Origin of the sequence: Pseudomonas sp. S49 (assembly GCF_009866785.1) — a bacterium.
Classification (GTDB): Bacteria; Pseudomonadota; Gammaproteobacteria; order Pseudomonadales; family Pseudomonadaceae; genus Aquipseudomonas.
Genome location: NZ_CP019432.1, coordinates 5,138,765 through 5,156,734, shown reverse-complemented (window position 1 = coordinate 5,156,734; position 17,970 = coordinate 5,138,765). Strand labels below are relative to the sequence as shown.

Genomic DNA, 17,970 nt, shown 5'->3' with positions numbered 1-17,970 from the left:
TAACAAAACAATCAGGGATTACAGAGTCAGGAAGCCGTCGTAGAGACCGTAGGCAGCCACCAGGGCACCCACGACCACTGCGGCGAAAATCAGCTTCTCGACGTTAGTGAAAATCGGTTGTTTGAGTTCCAGCTTGGCCTTGGCGAACAGGATCGCGCCAGGTGCGTAGAGCAGGGCCGAGAGCAGCAAGTACTTGACCCCGCCGGCATACAGCAGCCACACCGCATAGATCAGCGCGATGCCGCCGATAATCAGATCCTTGCGCCGTTCGGCCGCAAAACCTTCGTAACTTTCACCGCGCACCGCCAGCAGCAGGGCATAGGCCGCCGACCACAGGTACGGCACCAGAATCATTGAAGTGGCGAGGTAGATCAGCGACAGGTAAGTACTCGCCGAGAACAGCGTGATGATCAGGAAAATCTGCACCATCGCGTTGGTCAGCCACAGGGCGTTGACCGGTACGTGGTTGGCATTTTCCTTGCGCAGGAACTCCGGCATGGTGTGGTCTTTGGCGGCGGCGAACATGATCTCCGCACACAGCAGCACCCACGACAGCAGCGCCCCCAGCAAGGAGATGATCAGACCGACGCTGATCAGCACCGCACCCCAGTGACCGACCACATGCTCAAGCACGGCGGCCATCGACGGGTTCTGCAGTTTCGCCAGTTCCGGTTGGGTCATGATGCCCAGCGACAGCACGTTCACCAGCACCAGGAACAACAGCACGGTGATGAAACCGATCACGGTGGCTTTACCAACGTCCGAGCGTTTTTCGGCGCGGGCCGAGAAGATGCTCGCGCCCTCGATACCGATGAACACCCACACGGTGACCAGCATCATGTTGCGCACCTGGTTCATCACACTGCCCAGATCCGGATTTTTGATGCCCCAGATGTCGGCGGTGAAGATGTCCAGTTTGAAAGCGAACACCGCGATCAACACGAACAGCAGCAGCGGCACGACCTTGGCGACCGTGGTCACCAGGTTGATGAACGCCGCTTCCTTGATCCCGCGCAGCACCAGAAAGTGCACGGCCCACAGCAGCACCGAGGCGCCAATCACCGCAGCAACGGTGTTGCCCTCACCGAAAATCGGGAAGAAATAGCCAAGGGTGCTGAAGAGCAGAACGAAGTAACCGACGTTACCCAGCCAGGCACTGATCCAGTAACCCCACGCGGACGAGAAACCCATGTAATCGCCAAATCCGGCCTTGGCGTAGGCGTAGACGCCGCCGTCCAGATCAGGCTTGCGATTGGCGAGGGTTTGGAAAACAAAAGCGAGGGTGAGCATGCCGACAGCGGTGATGGCCCAGCCGATCAGTACTGCACCGACATCGGCGCTGGCGGCCATGTTTTGTGGCAAGGAGAATATCCCGCCACCGATCATCGAGCCGACTACCAATGCAACCAGTGCACCTAGTCGTAGTTTTCCGGGAGCTTCAGACATTTGCATGACTCCATTGCAGGAGAGAAGAGATCACAGCGTAGTTCTGTTGTCTGTTCAAACAGCTGACTTAGATCAGTGCATGGTCACATTCCATTGTTAATGAATGACTTAGGCTTCGACTGAAGGCATAAATATCCTGCCCGCAAGGCCCGTCCTAGAGGCGTTGTGGCTACATTGTTGGGAATGGCTATTATTACTTTCGAATTATGACGCTAGTTCTTTTTCAGCTTTTGGCAAATTTTCAGCCTCTGTTTTCAGTACAGAATTGATTTATCAGGATCAGCGCACAAAACTGTCTTAACGTGCTAGGCGTTAGCGTCATCCGCTATATATAAACAGGCGTTAACTGGCGTTACCTGATAAACGTCATCTACCTTTATCCGTTTAGTTAATAGTTGTTACAAATGCACGCTCACCACACTTCAAAGGGAAACTGAAATGTCGCAACCGACGCAAAAGCTGCGATTAGGCGCGTTGATCGCCCTGGTGGTGGGTTCGATGATTGGCGGGGGGATTTTCTCGCTGCCGCAGAACATGGCGGCACGCGCCGATGCCGGGGCGATCCTGATCGGTTGGGGGATTACCGCGATCGGCATGCTGACTCTGGCGTTCGTCTTTCAGACCCTGGCCAATCGCAAACCCGAACTGGATTCCGGCGTGTATGCCTACGCCAAGGCCGGATTTGGCGACTACATGGGGTTCTCGTCGGCGTGGGGTTACTGGATCAGTGCGTGGCTGGGCAACGTCGGTTATTTCGTCCTGCTGTTCAGCACCCTCGGCTACTTTTTTCCGGTGTTTGGCCAGGGCAATACGCCGATCGCCATCGGCTGCGCCTCGGTGCTGCTGTGGGCCGTGCATTTTCTGGTGATGCGCGGGATCAAGGAGGCGGCGCTGATCAACCAGCTGACCACGGTGGCCAAAGTCGTGCCGCTGATCATGTTCATCGTCATCGCGGCGGTGGCATTCAAGGCTGACATTTTCACTCGTGATATCTGGGGCACCAGCAACCCGAATTTCGGCGGGGTGATGGATCAGGTGCGCAACATGATGCTGGTCACGGTGTTCGTGTTCATCGGCATCGAAGGTGCCAGCGTGTACTCGGCGCGGGCGGAAAAACGCAGCGACGTCGGCCGCGCCACGGTCATCGGTTTTGTCGGCGTGCTGGCGTTGCTGGTGCTGGTCAACGTGCTGTCGCTGGGGATCATGAGCCAGCCGGAGCTGGCGAATCTGCAGAATCCGTCGCTGGCGGCGGTACTCGAACACATCGTCGGGCCGTGGGGCGCGTTGTTGATCAGCATCGGTCTGGCGATTTCCCTGCTCGGTGCGCTGTTGTCGTGGGCGCTGCTGTGTGCGGAAATCCTCTTCGCCACGGCCAAGGACAAGACCATGCCGGCGTTCCTGAAAAAGGAAAACAAGAACCACGTGCCGGTCAACGCGCTGTGGCTGACCAACGCGATGATCCAGATTTTCCTGTTGATCACGCTGTTTTCGGCGGGCACTTACACCAGCCTGATTTATCTGGCGTCGTCGATGATTCTGGTGCCGTACCTGTGGTCGGCGGCGTACGCGGTGTTGCTCAGCGGGCGCGGCGAAACCTACGAACATGCCTCGGCTGAGCGCACCAAGGATCTGCTGATCGGCGGCATTGCCCTCGGTTATGCGGTGTGGTTGTTGTATGCCGGCGGGGTGAAGTATTTGCTGCTCTCGGCGCTGTTGTATGCGCCAGGGGTGATTTTGTTTGCCAAGGCCAAACATGAGGCGGGCGAGCCGTTGTTCACCCATGTCGAGAAGGGCATTTTTACCTGCGTGGTCATCGGTGCGGGGCTGGCGGCTTATGGTTTGTACAGCGGTGTGCTGTCGTTGTGAGGTTGCTGCTTGAGTATCGGCCGCCCTATGACTGGGCGGCGATGTTGGCGTTTCTGGCGGCGCGGGCGGTGTCAGGGATGGAGACCGTCGTTGAAGGTGTGTATTCGCGCAGCATTGGATTGAACGGTGTCCACGGGACAGTCTCGATTTGGCAGGAAACGGTAGATGCGCTGCAGGTTGAGTTGAGTTTTCCTGACCTGGCGGCGGTGCCCGAGATCGTTGTCAGGTTGCGGCGGATGTTTGATCTGGACGCGGATCTGGCGGTGATGCACGGACATCTGGCAAATGATCCGTTGCTGGCGCGATTGATTGCCGAGCGCACGGGGTTGCGGATTCCCGGAGCGTGGGACGGGTTGGAATTGGCGTATCGCGCGGTGCTAGGGCAGCAGATTACGGTGGTCGCGGCGATTCGTCTGGCGGGGAAACTGGTTGCGCAATATGGCGCGCCGTTGGCTTCGACAGTGCCTGGATTGACGCATGTGTTTCCCGAAACGCGGGTATTGGCAGGCGCAGATCTGGCGGCGCTGGGTATGCCGAAGAGTCGCGGGCGGACGCTGTCGGGTGTGGCGCAGGCGTTGCTGGATGAGCCTTCTTTGTTTGAACCGAATCGCGAGGGCGGCGTGGCGCGGTTGTTGGCGTTGCTCGGGATTGGCGAGTGGACGGCGCAGTACATTGCGTTGCGACAGTTGCGCGACCTGGATGGGTTTCCCCATGGCGATGTCGGGTTACTGAAAGCGCTGGAAGTGCTGGAAGGCGAGCGGCCGACAGCGCGGGAATTGTCGTTGCGCGCTGAGGCGTGGCGGCCGTATCGGGGGTATGCGGCGCAGCTTTTGTGGACATCTTTGAGCCGCTCGGACTGATCCGAATGTCGCTTGGTCAATTCAGGCCTCATCGCGAGCAGGCTCACTCCTACAGTTGACCGCGTTCCATCAGTAGAAACGCGGTCAACTGTAGGAGTGAGCCTGCTCGCGATAGCGGTTTCAGATTCACCACTGTGGTCGGTGCGAACCCAGTTCTGTGGCCGGCAACGCCCACTGAATCGGTGTGCCGCTGATCTTCACCGGCACCTGCAACCGATGCGCCGGTCCCCACGGGGTCTGCTCCACCAGCAAACCTTGATCCTGTTCATCCTCGGCGCGCAGCGCTTCAGTTATCCCAGACCCATGCTCGATCAACAGTTTCGCCGTGCGCGCCAGCGATAACCGCGCCGAGCCACCGCGACGCGTGTTCAAACGCTCGGTCAACAGTCGGAGCGCACTCGCCGCCATCAAATACCCCGTCGCATGATCCAGCGCCTGCACCGGCAACGGCGTCGGTTTGTCGGCCTGCATCCATTGCTGCCCGGCCTCGGCGATGCCGCTGCTCATCTGCACCAGACTGTCGAAGCCGCGACGGTTCTGCCACGGGCCACTCCAGCCATAAGCGTTGAGGCCGACATCAATCAGGGCCGGTGCGATTTGGCGACGGCGCTCAACGCCGAAACCAAGTTTCTCCAGCGCATCGGCGCGGTAACCGTGCAGCAGAATATCGGCGTCCTTCAACAGACTTTCGAATACCGCACGATCCGCCGAGTCATGCAGATCCAGCCGCGCGCAGCGTTTGCCGAGGGTCATTTCCGGGACGACACCGGGCTCGTTCCAGGTCGGTGAGTCGATGCGTAATACATCGGCGCCAAGCCCGGCGAGAAAACGGCTGGCGGTGGGGCCGGCGAGCACGCGCGTCAGGTCCAGCACCTTGAGCCTGGCCAACGGTTGCGCCACCGAGCCTTGCCACGCTGGGGTATGTTCATCCGGCGAATCGATGAAATGCACCAGTGGCTCGGCATTTACCGCCAACCCCTGCGGATGTTTTTGCCACTGCGCCCAACTGCGCATCTCTGCGGCGCAGCCCTTGGCGTCGACCACCGCTTGCTCCAGATCCGTACTCGTCCATTGCGCCACTTTCGCCGCCATCGCGGCACGATCGGCGCTGGCACCCAGCACGCGTTCAGCGGCAGCACGGTGATGCGGGGCGTTGGTGTGCAGGCGGATCCAGCCGTCCTGGGTGGCGTAGTCGCCTGCGATCGGGTCCCACAGTGGTGGCACTTGCCAGCCGAGGGGGCGGATCGAGGTCGAGAACCAGAACGAGGCCAGACGTCGGTCGACTGCAACGGCTGGCAGGTGACCGGTCTGTTGCCGGATCAATTCGCTGACGGCCTGACCGGCAGCGGCCATGCTGGCGCAGGCAAGCTCGGTGACGGCGAACGCCGAGGGCAGGGCGCCTCGGTCGGTGAACGGGATCGGCGTATGCGGCAAGCCGAGTGCGGCTTGAATGGACGTGAGTACATCAGTCATCGAAGGCCCTCCGGAGCGAGAGGGCGATGATAGTGCAAAAGAATGTCGGGTCAGATGAAATCCCGCAGGTGAACACTTACCCCTGTGGGAGCGAGCCTGCTCGCGAAAGCGGTGGATCAGTCACATTAATGTTGAATGTGCTGCCGTCTTCGCGAGCAGGCTCGCTCCCACAGGGATTTTTGCAGGTTTGCTAGACGCGAAACTGATCCATCAATTTCATCTGCTGACTGGCCAAGGCATTGAGCTGGCTGCTGATTGCTGCTGACTCAGTGGCTTGTTCAGTCAATGTTTCGGTCACGGTGCGGATGGCCGAGACATTGCGATTCACTTCTTCAGCCACAGCACTCTGTTGTTCGGCCGCGCTGGCAATCTGCAGGTTCATGTCGCTGATCACCGTCACCGCATCGCTGATCTTGCCCAGCGCATCCACCGCCTGACGAATCTGCCCGGCGTTGTTGTGCGCCTGGGTCTGGCTCGAATGCATGGTCGCGACCACGCCACGGGTGCCGGTCTGAATGCGCTCGATGACGATGCGTATCTCTTCCACCGAATCCTGCGTGCGCTTGGCGAGGTTGCGTACTTCATCGGCGACTACGGCAAAACCACGGCCACTCTCACCGGCGCGGGCGGCTTCGATAGCGGCGTTGAGGGCGAGCAGGTTGGTCTGTTCGGCGATGCTGCGGATCACCTCCAGTACCGAGCCGATCTGCTCGCTGTTGACTGCCAGTGCTTCAACCTCGGTCACGGCCTTGCTGACTTCATCGGCCAGTTGATTGATGTCGCGGGTGCTGCGTTCGATGATCGACATGCCGTCCTTGGCCGACTGGTCGGCGCCTTTGGCGGCATTGGCCGCGTTCGATGCGCTGTTGGCGACGTCGTGGGCGGTGGCGCTCATTTCGTTGGAGGCGGTGGCGACCTGATCGATCTCGCGGAACTGCACCTGCATGCCTTCACTGGTCTGGCGGGCGATTTCCGAAGACTGGTCGGCGGTGCCACGGGCTTCGGTGATGCTCTGTTTGATCTGCGCGATGGTCGGTTGCAGCTTGTCGAGGAAACGGTTGAACCAGTTCACCAGTTCGCCCAGTTCATCCTGCTTGCTGTAGTTCAGGCGTTGGGTCAGATCGCCTTCGCCACTGGCAATGTTCTTCAGCATCTCGGCAACGCTGTTGATTGGACGAGTCACCCCGGACGCGGTCAGCCAGATCAGCAACAGGCCGACCAGACCGGCGATCACAGCGACCAGCAGCGCAGTGATCACGCCGGTTTCCTGCGCGTCGTCGAGTACCGCTTGCAGCTTGACCGAATCGGCCAGCAGCACTTGTTTCGGCAGGTCGATGACTACGCCCCAGGCGCGCGAGTTGCCGATCGGGTCGACCGGGTACACCGCACGAATCAGGTCGCCCTGTTCGAGAATCTTCGGGGTGCCGGAGCTCAGCAGTTGCAGCACATCCTTGCCATCGGCGCCGAGGGTGTCGCTGATCTTTTTGCCGACCTTGCTCGCGTCGGAGCTGTCGGCGCCGAGCACGCCGCTGCCAGAGACGATCAGCATATGCCCGGCGTTGTTGAACAGGCTGCGCTGGGAATCCACGGCCGCCGCTTGCAGGGCGTCGAGGGCGATGTCGACGCCGACCACGCCGATGGCTTTACCGTCGACAATCAACGGCACGGAAATGGTCGTCATGAGCATTTCCTTGCCACCGACGGTGTCGGCATACGGATCGAGCAGGCAGGTGCGCTTGTTGTCGCGAGGGCAGGTGTACCAGCTGTTGTAGGGCGTGCCGCTGACGCTGAGGGTGGTTTTGGTCAGGTCTTCTTCGACCATGATGGTGTTCAGCGAGGCGCCGGCGGCGCGGCTCCAGTACGTGGCAAAACGTCCGGCTTCGTTGGACTGGCGCGCGGCATCGTTGGCGAATTCGCTGTCCTTGCCGTCGAGAGCGTTCGGATCGAAAGCGAGCCAGATGCCCAGCACTTTATCGTTGCGCTCAAAAGCGGTTTTCAGGCTCAGGTTCAACTCTTCGCGCAAGGCGCCGGCGTCCAGCGAACGCTTGGCGGCCATTACCCGCAGGTCCTTGATCTGATCCGCTACGGCAGTGATCACCGTCAGGCTTTCGCCGAAGGTTTTCTGCACCCGCACCGCTTGTTCGGCGGCTTTGGCTTGCAGCAGGTTCTGCACACTGGCGGTGAGCAACTGGTTGCTGGAGTTGCTGACCAGTTCGTCGTTCTGGTTGGTCTGGTAGATGTTCATGCCGACGATCAGCGCGACCACACCGAGCAGGCACAGACCGGAGAGCAGAACGATTTTCAGGCGAATGGACAGAGAGTCGAACATGGGGCGATCTCGCGAATGAATAAACGGGTGGCTTGCGGACAAGAGCTGTCCGGTTCGCCAAATCCATTCAGCGCCATTCAATGCTCATCGGCGTGGAAGCAGAGGGCATGAGGCGGCTGCCGACGAACGGTCAGCGCTAAACGTTTGCGCAGGGGAAAGTGCTGAAAAAGCGAATAATTACAGGGATGTTTCAGTGTGAAGACGGGTCAGTGCAGACCCGGATGGATTCCGGGCGCGACCAGATCCACAGATTGCCCAGGCTCATCCCGGCAATTGCCAGATAGACCGGCCAGCCATGGTCGAGCATCACCAGCATTAAAGCCGCGCAGAGCAACATGCTCACCGTCGCGCTGACTTTGGCCTTGCGCGCGATGATCTTGCCGTTGCGCCAGTTGCTCAGGATCGGCCCGAACAGCCGATGGTTTTCCAGCCAGGCACTCAGGCGCGGCGAACTGCGAGTCGCGGCCCAGGCGGCGAGAAGGATGAACTCGGTGGTCGGCAGGCCGGGCACGACAATGGCGATCAGGCCGATGCCAAGGCTGACGTAGGCCAAGAGGCCGAACAGCACGCGGGCGAGTTTCGAGGAGGCGGGTTGCGGCATGGGCTCAGCGGTGGCTTCTGAAGCGGAATGGAGATCTTACAGGTTGTTGCAGTTCCCATGTGGGAGCGAGCCTGCTCGCGAATGCGGTGGATCAGTCACATTAATGTTGAATGTGCTGCCGTCTTCGCGAGCAGGCTCGCTCCCACAATGAATAGGTGTTGCTTCAGGCCGGTTCGGCTTCAGTGGCGTAAGCCTGTTCCAGCAGCACGGTGAAGCGGTTGAACGCATCGATCGCGCCTTGCTCGACTTCGGCTTCTTCCTCGGCAGTGAACTGCAGCGAGTCGAGGGTACGCACGAAGCTCTTCCAGCCTTCGGCACGGCCACCTTCAGGCTCACCCAAGTGACGGGCACCAAAGGTTTCGCTCAGCTCCAGCGCCACGGCGCGTTTGATCAGGAACGCCGCACCGAGCTTCGAACCTTCGGAGACAAAAATCCAACCCAGTGCGCGAGCCTTGCTCGGATTTTTCACCGCGCCTGCGATCGGTGCCGGCACTTCAGTGTCGAGGTCGGCAAGGTCAGCCTTGGCCGCTTCGGCGCGGCAACGGGCCGGCAGATCAGGCACGATCGCAGTCAATTCTGCATCGTTGTACAGGTCGACCAGTTCCGACTGGAACAGGTACTGCGCGACGACGAAACGGGCGAAATTGGCGCGGGTCTCGAACGGCGCGTGCGCCTTCACCAGTGCATCGAGTTTGCTGTGCGGCTCATGGGTGATCTGGTTCAGGCGTTGTGAACGCAGGGCTTTTTCCGAAGTGGTCATGACATGTCCTTGATAAAAGAGGCGCTTGATAACGAGACGAACAAGGCGACGTGCAAGCGTAAAAAAACCTCACGGCGCGGTGCCTGAACACGCGCAGTGAGGTTGGCCGGATCAGATGTCCCAGATCAGATTGATCGCGAAGTTGCGGCCCGGTTGGGTCAGGCGATCAAGGTTGGCCGGTTGCGTCACCGATGCTTCGCCGACGCTGTCGTAACCGCGCACGTCATCCCACAGCCAGTATTTCTTGTCGGTCAGGTTGTAGATGCCGCCGCTGAGGGTGACGTCGTCGGTGACTTTGTAATAACCGGCCAGATCAAGAATGCCGAAGCCCGGGGTTTTGAACTGGCTGCTGACGCCATCCGGCGACTTGAAGTTGCTGTCGTCGACGCGATCCTTTTTCTTCACCAAGGTCCAGCTGAGCAGACCGCCGTAGTTGTCCTGGTCGTAACCCAGACCGAACACGCCGGTCAGCGGGTTGACGCTGTTGATCGGCTCGCCGTTGTCGTTGTTGCGACCGTAGGCGTAGGCGATCGAGCCCTGGGTGTAGAGGCCTTGCGGGGCGCCGAACGCATCCAGATTCAGACGACCTTTGACTTCCGCACCTTTGATGGTGGCGTGCTTGATGTTGGCCGACTGGAAGGTCAGCTCGTTGCGGCCCGGGGTCACAGCGTCTTCGTTGATGAAGTCGCGGTACTTGTTGTAGAACACTGCCACGTCGAACGAACCGTGTTCGAAGTTGCCGCGCAGACCGGTTTCATAGCTTTTGCTTTTTTCCGGTTCCAGGTCCGGGTTGGGCGCCACGCTGTAGCCGGTGGTGGTGTTTTCGAAGCGGCCGTACAGGGCTTTCGCGGTCGGGGTGCGGAAGCCTTCGGCGTACTGACCGTACCAGGTGTAGTTCTCGGTCAGGGCATAGGTCAGGCCGAATTTCGGCGAGACTTTGTGCCAGGTCTTGTTCTTGTCGCTGACCGTGCCTTGGCCGTCAGCTGCCACGGTGTTGAGGAATTCCTGAGTGATGTGCGGCTTGAGCTGGGTGTAGTCGTAGCGCAGGCCCGGCAGGAAGGTCCAGTTGTTCCAGCTGATCTGATCCTGAGCAAACACGCTGTAGGTGTTGATGGTCGGGTCCGGGAAGTCGGTGGCCTTGGCCAGCACGTCAGCGGTGCTGGTCGCACCAATGGCGGTGCAGCCACGACCGACGGCCAGGCAGGTGCCGTCGCCGCTGCGCGAGCCGGTGACTTTCTGCTGCTTGATGGTGGTGCCGTAAGTCAGCACGTGATCGGTGGCGCCGAGGGCGAACGCCTTGTCCAGTTGCGCATCGAAGACCCACTGCTTTTCTTCGTAAATGGTGTCGCGAGTACGCAGCACTTTACGGGTGATCGGGTAGTAGAACTCGGTGGTGCTCTGGTCAGTCTTGGCGATCTGGTGGTTGAGGCTCCACTTCACGTTGTCGACCAGCAGGCTGTCGAGGGCGAAGGAGTGTTCGATGCCGATACGTTCACGGGTGATGGTGTCGTTACCGGTGCGCCACTGGTACATGCCGCCGGGCAGTACGCTGTTGGGGATGGTCGGGGCGCCGTTGAAGTACGGGCCGCCGTAAGCACTTTTCTGATCGGTGTCGCGATCGTCCTTGTACTTTTCGTAGGTCAGGCCCAGGCGCGAATCTTCGTTGTAGTTCCAGCCGATCTTGGCCAGCACGTTGTAGGCGTTGACGTCTTCCGGGTTGGCGGCGGTGCGCTCAAGGCCAGTGCCATTGTTGCTGCCATAGGAATCGGTTTCGTGACCGTCGCGCTGACTGTAGTGCAGCAGGCCGTCGAACTGGTCGGCGCGGCCGGCAACGGTGGCGGACTTCAACCAGCTGTCATCGGCGGAGCTGTAACCGGTTTTCAGACGCGCACCGACGTCTTTGCCCGGCTTGATGATGTCGTCGGCATCGAGGGTGTAATAGCTGACGGCGCCGCCGATGGCGTTGCTGCCGTACAGCACCGAGGCCGGGCCACGGAGGATTTCCACGCGTTTGACGATTTCCGGGTCAACGTAATTGCGCTGGGTCTTGGCATACGGGCCGTTGAAGAAACCGTCCGGCACTTCGACGCCGTCAACCTGAGTCAGGATGCGGTCGCCGTCGATGCCGCGAATGTTGTAGCCGCTGATACCGCCACGCTGACCGGCGCCGCCCACGGAAACACCCGGCTCATAACGCACCAGATCCTTGATGGTGTTGACGTTGTTGCGGTCCAGATCCTGACGGGTCTGCACGGTGACGGTGGCCGGCACGCTGTTGACCGACTGCTCCTGACGGGTGGCGCTGATGGTCACCTGATCGAGGTTGAGTGTGCCGCTGTTGTTGCGCTTTTCCAGCACGACGTTGTTGTTGCTGATTTTGCGGAAGCTCAGGTTGGTCCCCACCAACAGACGCTCCAGGGCTTTTTCCGGTGGCAACGAGCCACGCACGCCCGGCGACGACACTCCCTGACCCAATTCTGCCGGCAAGCCGACCTGCCAACCGGTCACGGCGGTGAAGGCATTGAGCGCCGACACCAGCGGCTGCTGGCCGATGGCGAACGAGTAATCGCCCATGTTGCGCGTTGGTTGCTCAGTGGCCGCCATCAGCGGCGCAGTACCGGCCATCAGGATGGCAGCGGTCAGCAGCGACAAGACGCGGGAAGGGGAGGAAGTCTGGCGGGTAAGGCGTGAGGACATCGATAGCGCTCCGTGTCGCACGAATCTTTATAGGGGCTGATTGGCTTCGCGTGATGCGAATCAATTGCATTGGCTATAACGAGACGTACTGACGTTGGCTATCGAGTAAAAATAATTCTCATTTAGTTCAGGATGACCACGGCGGGGAATTCTTTCAGTTGCGCCGAGGTGATCTGAGCGAGGGAACGAACCACGTCGAGCGGCTGATCGAGACGGTAATTGCCGGTCACGGCGACGTCGGCCAGTTGCTCGTTGGTGTTGATGATCCAGCCCGGGTAGTAGCGGCGCAATTCGGCCAGTACCTGATTCAGCGGGCAGTTCTCGAACACCAGTCGGCCCTGAACCCACGCCAGATCCGTGTTGGCGTCGAGTTTGGCCGGGCGGTCGAAACCGTTGGGGCCGATGCGGATGCTCTCACCGGCAGTCAGACGCACACGAGCATCGTTATGCGTGGCGCGCAGATCGACGTCGCCACGCTGCACATTGACTTGCGCGACGCCATCGAGATAACGCACGGCGAACGCGGTATCGCGCACGCTGGCAGTGACTGGCCCGGCATCGATTTCCAGCGGTTGACTGCGACCGCTGGCAATCTCGAAAAACGCTTCGCCCTGAAACAACCGGGCAACGCGCTGCTGATCGTTGATGGTGCTGGAGAATGCCGAATTGGTATTGAGCAGGACTTTCGAGCCGTCCTCCAGTTGCAGACGCTGGCGCTCGCCAACCACCGTGAGGTGATCGGCCTGAAGGCGCATCGGCAAATTACTGAAACTGAACAAACCGAGGATCAGCACCGCAGCAGTGGCCAGCGGTTTCCAGTGCGGACGCAGACGCTTGAGGACGGTGACTTTTGCAGGTTTGGCCGCCAGGCTTTGTGCGCACTGGGCGACTTGCGGACCGTCCCAGATCGCCTGAGCCTTGGCAAACGCCTCGGCATTCAACGGATCGGCCGCCAGCCAGGCGTGAAATTGCCGGGTCTGCTCCTCGTCCGGGCTGCCGAGCACGATGAGCCAGTCCAGTGCCTGGTCCATTGCGTTTGCAGCGTCCTGCACCGAATCCGGCGAAGGCGAGCGGTGGGTGTCCGTCACGGTGTTTCCTCGGCAGTGTCTGCGCACGGCTGTTTTTTCAAGTGAAGCGTAAAAGTCGGGCAAGGGTAACAAAGCCCGATGATCCGTGCAGTCGATCCTGGCACTTACAGAAAAGCCCTACAGTCTCAGTCGCCATTCAGACGTTCGGCGACGCCGATGCAGATGGTCATGATCAGCTTCAGTTCTTTCTGCACGGTGCTGAGGGAAACATTCAGTTCATCAGCGATTTCCTGATAACTGTTCCCGTGCAAACGGCTGAGAATGAAAATCTGCTGCTGGCGGGGGCTGAGTTGACTGAGGCTCACGTTCAGGCGCTCCAGCATCTGTTCGGCGTGGGCGGCATCTTCGGCGCTGCTGGCGGGGGCGGCGACGCTGTGCACGACATCCTGCGGCACATCATCGACCATGGTTCGCGAGTGGATCTTGCGCGCGCGCAGATGATCCAGCGCCAGATTGCGCGCGGTCTGGAAGACAAAAGGTTCGAGGTGATCGATGGCCCGCTCGCTCAACGCCCGCGTCACGCGCAGGTAGGTCTCCTGCAACAGGTCTTCTGCGGTGCTGTGGTTGTTGACCATCCGTTCCAGCGTGCGCAGCAAGGACGTGCGCTGGGTGAGGAAGACGTGGTTGAAGCGCGATTGACTCACGGGAGGACCTGATCGATTTCAAGCGAATGATAATGCTTATCATCTAGTCGAATGGTCAAGCCCTGATTTTGAAAGCTGCGCAAAAAACTGTGGGAGCGAGCCTGCTCGCGAAAGCGGTGTACCAGCCAACATAAATATTGAATGACACATCGTATTCGCGAGCAGGCTCGCTCCCACAGGGGCAGGGGATAACCTGAGATTACTCCGCGTTACACAACGCCAGGCAGTTATCCAGCATACGGTTGGAGAAGCCCCACTCGTTGTCATACCAGGCCAGCACTTTCAGCAGCTTGCCGCTGGATTTGGTGTGGTTGGCGTCGAAGATCGACGATAGCGGGTTATGGTTGAAGTCGCTGGATACCAGCGGCAGGGTGTTGAAGCCGAGAATCTTCGAGTGCTGGCTCGCGGATTTCATCAGCGCGTTGACTTCTTCGGCGCTGGCTTCTTTTTTCAGCTGTACGGTCAAATCCACCAGCGACACATTGATCACCGGCACGCGCACGGCCATGCCGGTCAGCTTACCCGCCAGTTCCGGCAGCACCAGGCCCACCGCTTCAGCGGCGCCGGTCTTGCTCGGGATCATGTTCTGCGTGGCCGAACGCGCGCGGTACGGGTCGGTGTGATAGACGTCGGTGAGGTTCTGATCGTTGGTGTAGGCATGGATCGTAGTCATCAGGCCGCTTTCGATCCCCAGCTCGCGGTGCAGCACCTGCGCCACCGGCGCCAGACAGTTGGTGGTGCACGAAGCGTTGGAGATGATCTGGTGCGACTGGCGCAGAATGTCGTGGTTCACACCGTAAACAACGGTGGCGTCGGCACCTTTGGCCGGGGCGGAGATGATCACTTTGCGCGCGCCGGCAGTAATATGCGCGGCGGCTTTGGCGCGGTCGGTGAAGAGACCGGTGCATTCGAACACCACATCAATCTTTTCCGCCGCCCATGGCAGTTCGGCCGGGTTGCGAATCGCGCTGACCGCAATGCGGTCGCCGTTGACGGTCAGACTTTCGTTGTCATGCTCGACTTGCGCGTCGAACGTGCCGTGAACGGTGTCGTATTTGAGCAGATGGGCATTGATCGAGCTGTCGCCGAGATCGTTGATGGCGACGATCTGCAAATCCTGTCGATAGCCTTGGGTATACAGTGCGCGCAGGACATTACGGCCGATGCGGCCAAAACCATTGATTGCGATTCGAAGAGTCATGGAACAGCGCCGCCGTCGTTTTGTTGTTGGAATTACAAGATTATTCGCATAAAAATAGAAAACAAGCCTTTTTAGTGGCAATATTTTGTTTTATCTACAACGAGTGACCTGAATCAACTGGTCCGAATGGTCAAAAAAGCCGTCTGTCATTCCAACAACAACGGCGTTTGATCAGCATAGACAATCAGGTCGCCACATCCGTTAGCCTGGAGTTCTACACATGCATCCCCGCGTTCTTGAGGTCACCGAACGGCTTATCGCCCGCAGCCGCGCCACGCGTCAGGCTTACCTTGCACTGATTCGCGGCGCCGCCACCGACGGGCCGATGCGCGGCAAGCTGCAATGCGCCAACTTCGCCCATGGCGTGGCCGGGTGCGGCAGCGAAGACAAGCACAGCCTGCGGATGATGAACTCGGCGAACATCGCCATTGTTTCTTCGTATAACGACATGCTCTCGGCGCATCAGCCGTATGAAGTGTTCCCGGAACAGATCAAGAACGCCCTGCGCGAAATCGGCTCGGTCGGCCAGTTCGCCGGCGGTACGCCAGCGATGTGCGACGGCGTCACCCAAGGTGAGCCAGGCATGGAACTGAGCCTGCCGAGCCGCGAAGTGATTGCCATGTCGACGGCGGTGGCTCTGTCGCACAACATGTTCGACGGCGCGCTGATGCTGGGTATCTGCGACAAGATCGTCCCGGGCCTGATGATGGGCTCGCTGCGCTTTGGTCACCTACCGACGATTTTCGTCCCGGGCGGGCCGATGGTCTCGGGGATTTCCAACAAGGAAAAAGCCGACGTGCGCCAGAAGTACGCCGAAGGCAAAGCCACCCGCGAAGAGCTGCTGGAATCGGAGATGAAGTCCTACCACAGCCCGGGCACCTGCACCTTCTACGGCACCGCCAACACCAACCAGTTGCTGATGGAAGTCATGGGCCTGCACTTGCCGGGCGCCTCGTTCGTCAACCCGAACACGCCGCTGCGTGACGCGCTGACCCGCGAAGCCGCGCACCAGGTCACGCGCCTGACCAAACAGAACGGCAACTTCATGCCGATCGGCGAAATCGTCGACGAGAAGTCGCTGGTCAACTCGATTGTCGCGTTGCACGCCACCGGCGGTTCGACCAACCACACCCTGCATATGCCGGCGATCGCCATGGCGGCGGGCATTCAACTGACCTGGCAAGACATGGCCGACCTCTCCGAAGTGGTGCCGACCCTGAGCCACGTCTACCCGAACGGCAAAGCCGACATCAACCACTTCCAGGCAGCGGGCGGCATGTCGTTCCTGATCCGTGAGCTGCTTGGCGCCGGCCTGCTGCACGAAGACGTCAACACTGTGCTCGGCCACGGTTTGAGCCAGTACACCAAAGAGCCGTTCCTTGATAACGGTGAACTGGTCTGGCGTGAAGGCCCGGTCGACAGCCTCGACGAAAACATCCTGCGCCCGGTCGCTCGTGCGTTCTCGGCGGAGGGTGGTTTGCGCGTGATGGAAGGCAACCTCGGTCGCGGTGTGATGAAGGTGTCCGCCGTCGCCCTGGAGAACCAGATCGTCGAAGCGCCGGCGATGGTGTTCCAGGATCAGCAGGATCTGGCCGATGCGTTCAAGGCCGGTCTGCTGGAAAAAGATTTCGTCGCGGTAATGCGTTTCCAGGGCCCGCGCTCCAACGGCATGCCGGAGCTGCACAAAATGACGCCGTTCCTCGGCGTGCTACAGGATCGCGGCTTCAAAGTGGCATTGGTGACTGACGGGCGGATGTCCGGCGCCTCGGGGAAAATCCCCGCAGCGATTCACGTCAGCCCCGAGGCTTATGTCGGTGGCGCTTTGGCACGCGTGCAAGAGGGCGATATCATCCGCGTCGATGGCGTCAAAGGCACTTTGGAACTTAAAGTCGACGCCGCAGAATTTGCAGCGCGCGAACCCGCCAAAGGCCTGTTGGGCAACAACATCGGCAGCGGTCGCGAACTGTTCGGCTTCATGCGCATGGCCTTCAGCTCGGCGGAGCAGGGCGCCAGCGCCTTCACTTCTGCCCTGGAGACGCTTAATTGAAACTGGCTTTGGTCGGTGACATCGGAGGCACCAACGCGCGGTTTGCGTTGTGGAAAAACCAGCAACTGGAATCGGTTCAGGTGCTGGCCACGGCCGACCACGCCAGCCCGGAAGAGGCGATCAGCCTGTACCTGAGCGGGCTCGGTCTGGCGCCGGGTTCGATCGGTTCGGTGTGCCTGTCGGTGGCCGGCCCGGTCAGTGGTGATGAGTTCAAATTCACCAACAACCACTGGCGCCTGAGTCGCACCGCGTTCTGCAAAACCTTGCAGGTCGAGCAGTTGTTGCTGGTCAACGACTTCTCGGCGATGGCGCTGGGCATGACCCGTTTGCAGCCGGGCGAATTTCGCGTGGTCTGCGAAGGCACGCCGGAGCCGTTGCGTCCGGCGGTGGTGATCGGCCCGGGCACTGGCCTGGGCGTCGGCACCTTGCTCGACCTCGGTGCAGGCCGTTTCGCGGCGTTGCCGGGCGAGGGCGGTCACGTTGATCTGCCGCTGAGCAGCCCGCGTGAAACCCAGTTGTGGCAGCACATCCACAACGAGATTGGCCATGTCAGCGCGGAAACCGCGTTGAGCGGTGGTGGCTTGCCACGGGTTTACCGGGCGATCTGCGCAGTCGATGGGCATGAGCCGACACTCGATACGCCGGAAGCGATTACGGCGGCTGGTCTGGCGGGCGATCCGATCGCGCTGGAAGTGCTCGAGCAGTTCTGCTGCTGGCTCGGCCGTGTGGCCGGCAATAACGTGCTGACTACGGGCGGACGGGGTGGGGTTTACATCGTCGGCGGTGTGATTCCACGGTTTGCCGATTTCTTCCTCGAAAGCGGTTTCGCCCGCAGCTTTGCTGACAAGGGGTGCATGAGCGATTACTTCAAAGGCATTCCAGTTTGGCTGGTGACAGCGCCGTATTCCGGCCTTGTCGGCGCTGGCGTAGCCCTGGACCAATCAATCCCGACCTGAAA

13 protein-coding genes are annotated in these 17,970 nt (G+C 60.1%); 4 read left to right on the top strand and 9 right to left on the bottom strand.

Annotation, left to right across the window (positions count from 1 at the left end):
- Positions 1-18 precede the first annotated feature (18 nt).
- A complete protein-coding gene (arcD, locus tag PspS49_RS22730; RefSeq protein WP_007908042.1) occupies positions 19-1,446 on the bottom strand; it encodes an arginine-ornithine antiporter in 1,428 nt (475 codons plus the stop codon).
- Between the two features lie 438 nt (positions 1,447-1,884).
- Between arcD (PspS49_RS22730) and arcD (PspS49_RS22725) the strand changes: the two genes are divergently transcribed.
- Both arcD (PspS49_RS22725) and PspS49_RS22720 read left to right on the top strand, forming a co-directional pair.
- Positions 1,885-3,312: an arginine-ornithine antiporter gene (gene arcD / locus PspS49_RS22725; protein WP_160041547.1), complete on the top strand. Its 1,428-nt coding sequence runs from the start codon at positions 1,885-1,887 to the stop codon at positions 3,310-3,312.
- Positions 3,309-4,172 carry a DNA-3-methyladenine glycosylase gene (locus PspS49_RS22720; protein WP_160041546.1) on the top strand — a complete coding sequence of 288 codons (864 nt, stop codon included), beginning with the start codon at positions 3,309-3,311 and terminating at the stop codon, positions 4,170-4,172. The genes arcD (PspS49_RS22725) and PspS49_RS22720 overlap by 4 nt, the downstream gene beginning before the upstream one ends.
- Positions 4,173-4,298: 126 nt before the next feature.
- Here PspS49_RS22720 and PspS49_RS22715 read toward each other — a convergent pair whose 3' ends face one another.
- From PspS49_RS22715 to gap, 8 genes are all read right to left on the bottom strand, one after another.
- Complete coding sequence (locus PspS49_RS22715) at positions 4,299-5,645, bottom strand: CoA transferase (RefSeq protein ID WP_160041545.1); 1,347 nt, start codon at positions 5,643-5,645, stop codon at positions 4,299-4,301.
- 190 nt (positions 5,646-5,835) lie between these two features.
- Positions 5,836-7,974, bottom strand: a complete 2,139-nt coding sequence (locus PspS49_RS22710; RefSeq protein WP_160041544.1) for a methyl-accepting chemotaxis protein — start codon at positions 7,972-7,974, stop codon at positions 5,836-5,838.
- A gap of 190 nt (positions 7,975-8,164) precedes the next feature.
- Positions 8,165-8,575 (bottom strand): YbaN family protein, encoded by a 411-nt coding sequence (locus tag PspS49_RS22705; RefSeq protein WP_127929504.1) that lies wholly within the window; start codon positions 8,573-8,575, stop codon positions 8,165-8,167.
- 163 nt (positions 8,576-8,738) lie between these two features.
- On the bottom strand, positions 8,739-9,335 hold the full coding sequence (locus PspS49_RS22700; protein WP_127929503.1) for a biliverdin-producing heme oxygenase: 597 nt from the start codon (positions 9,333-9,335) through the stop codon (positions 8,739-8,741).
- A gap of 111 nt (positions 9,336-9,446) precedes the next feature.
- Complete coding sequence (locus tag PspS49_RS22695; protein ID WP_160041543.1) at positions 9,447-12,032, bottom strand: TonB-dependent receptor; 2,586 nt, start codon at positions 12,030-12,032, stop codon at positions 9,447-9,449.
- Positions 12,033-12,154: 122 nt separating this feature from the next.
- A complete protein-coding gene (locus PspS49_RS22690; RefSeq protein WP_077574259.1) occupies positions 12,155-13,120 on the bottom strand; it encodes a FecR domain-containing protein in 966 nt (321 codons plus the stop codon).
- Positions 13,121-13,245: 125 nt separating this feature from the next.
- Positions 13,246-13,764 (bottom strand): sigma-70 family RNA polymerase sigma factor, encoded by a 519-nt coding sequence (locus PspS49_RS22685; RefSeq protein ID WP_007917886.1) that lies wholly within the window; start codon positions 13,762-13,764, stop codon positions 13,246-13,248.
- 199 nt (positions 13,765-13,963) lie between these two features.
- Complete coding sequence (gene gap / locus PspS49_RS22680; protein ID WP_007917884.1) at positions 13,964-14,965, bottom strand: type I glyceraldehyde-3-phosphate dehydrogenase; 1,002 nt, start codon at positions 14,963-14,965, stop codon at positions 13,964-13,966.
- A 220-nt stretch (positions 14,966-15,185) separates the two neighbouring features.
- Between gap and edd the strand changes: the two genes are divergently transcribed.
- Together edd and PspS49_RS22670 are read left to right on the top strand one after the other, a co-directional pair.
- On the top strand, positions 15,186-17,012 hold the full coding sequence (gene edd, locus PspS49_RS22675) for a phosphogluconate dehydratase (protein WP_160041542.1): 1,827 nt from the start codon (positions 15,186-15,188) through the stop codon (positions 17,010-17,012).
- A complete protein-coding gene (locus PspS49_RS22670; RefSeq protein ID WP_160041541.1) occupies positions 17,009-17,968 on the top strand; it encodes a glucokinase in 960 nt (319 codons plus the stop codon). Before edd ends, PspS49_RS22670 begins: the two co-directional genes overlap by 4 nt.
- The last annotated feature ends 2 nt before the right edge of the window (positions 17,969-17,970 follow it).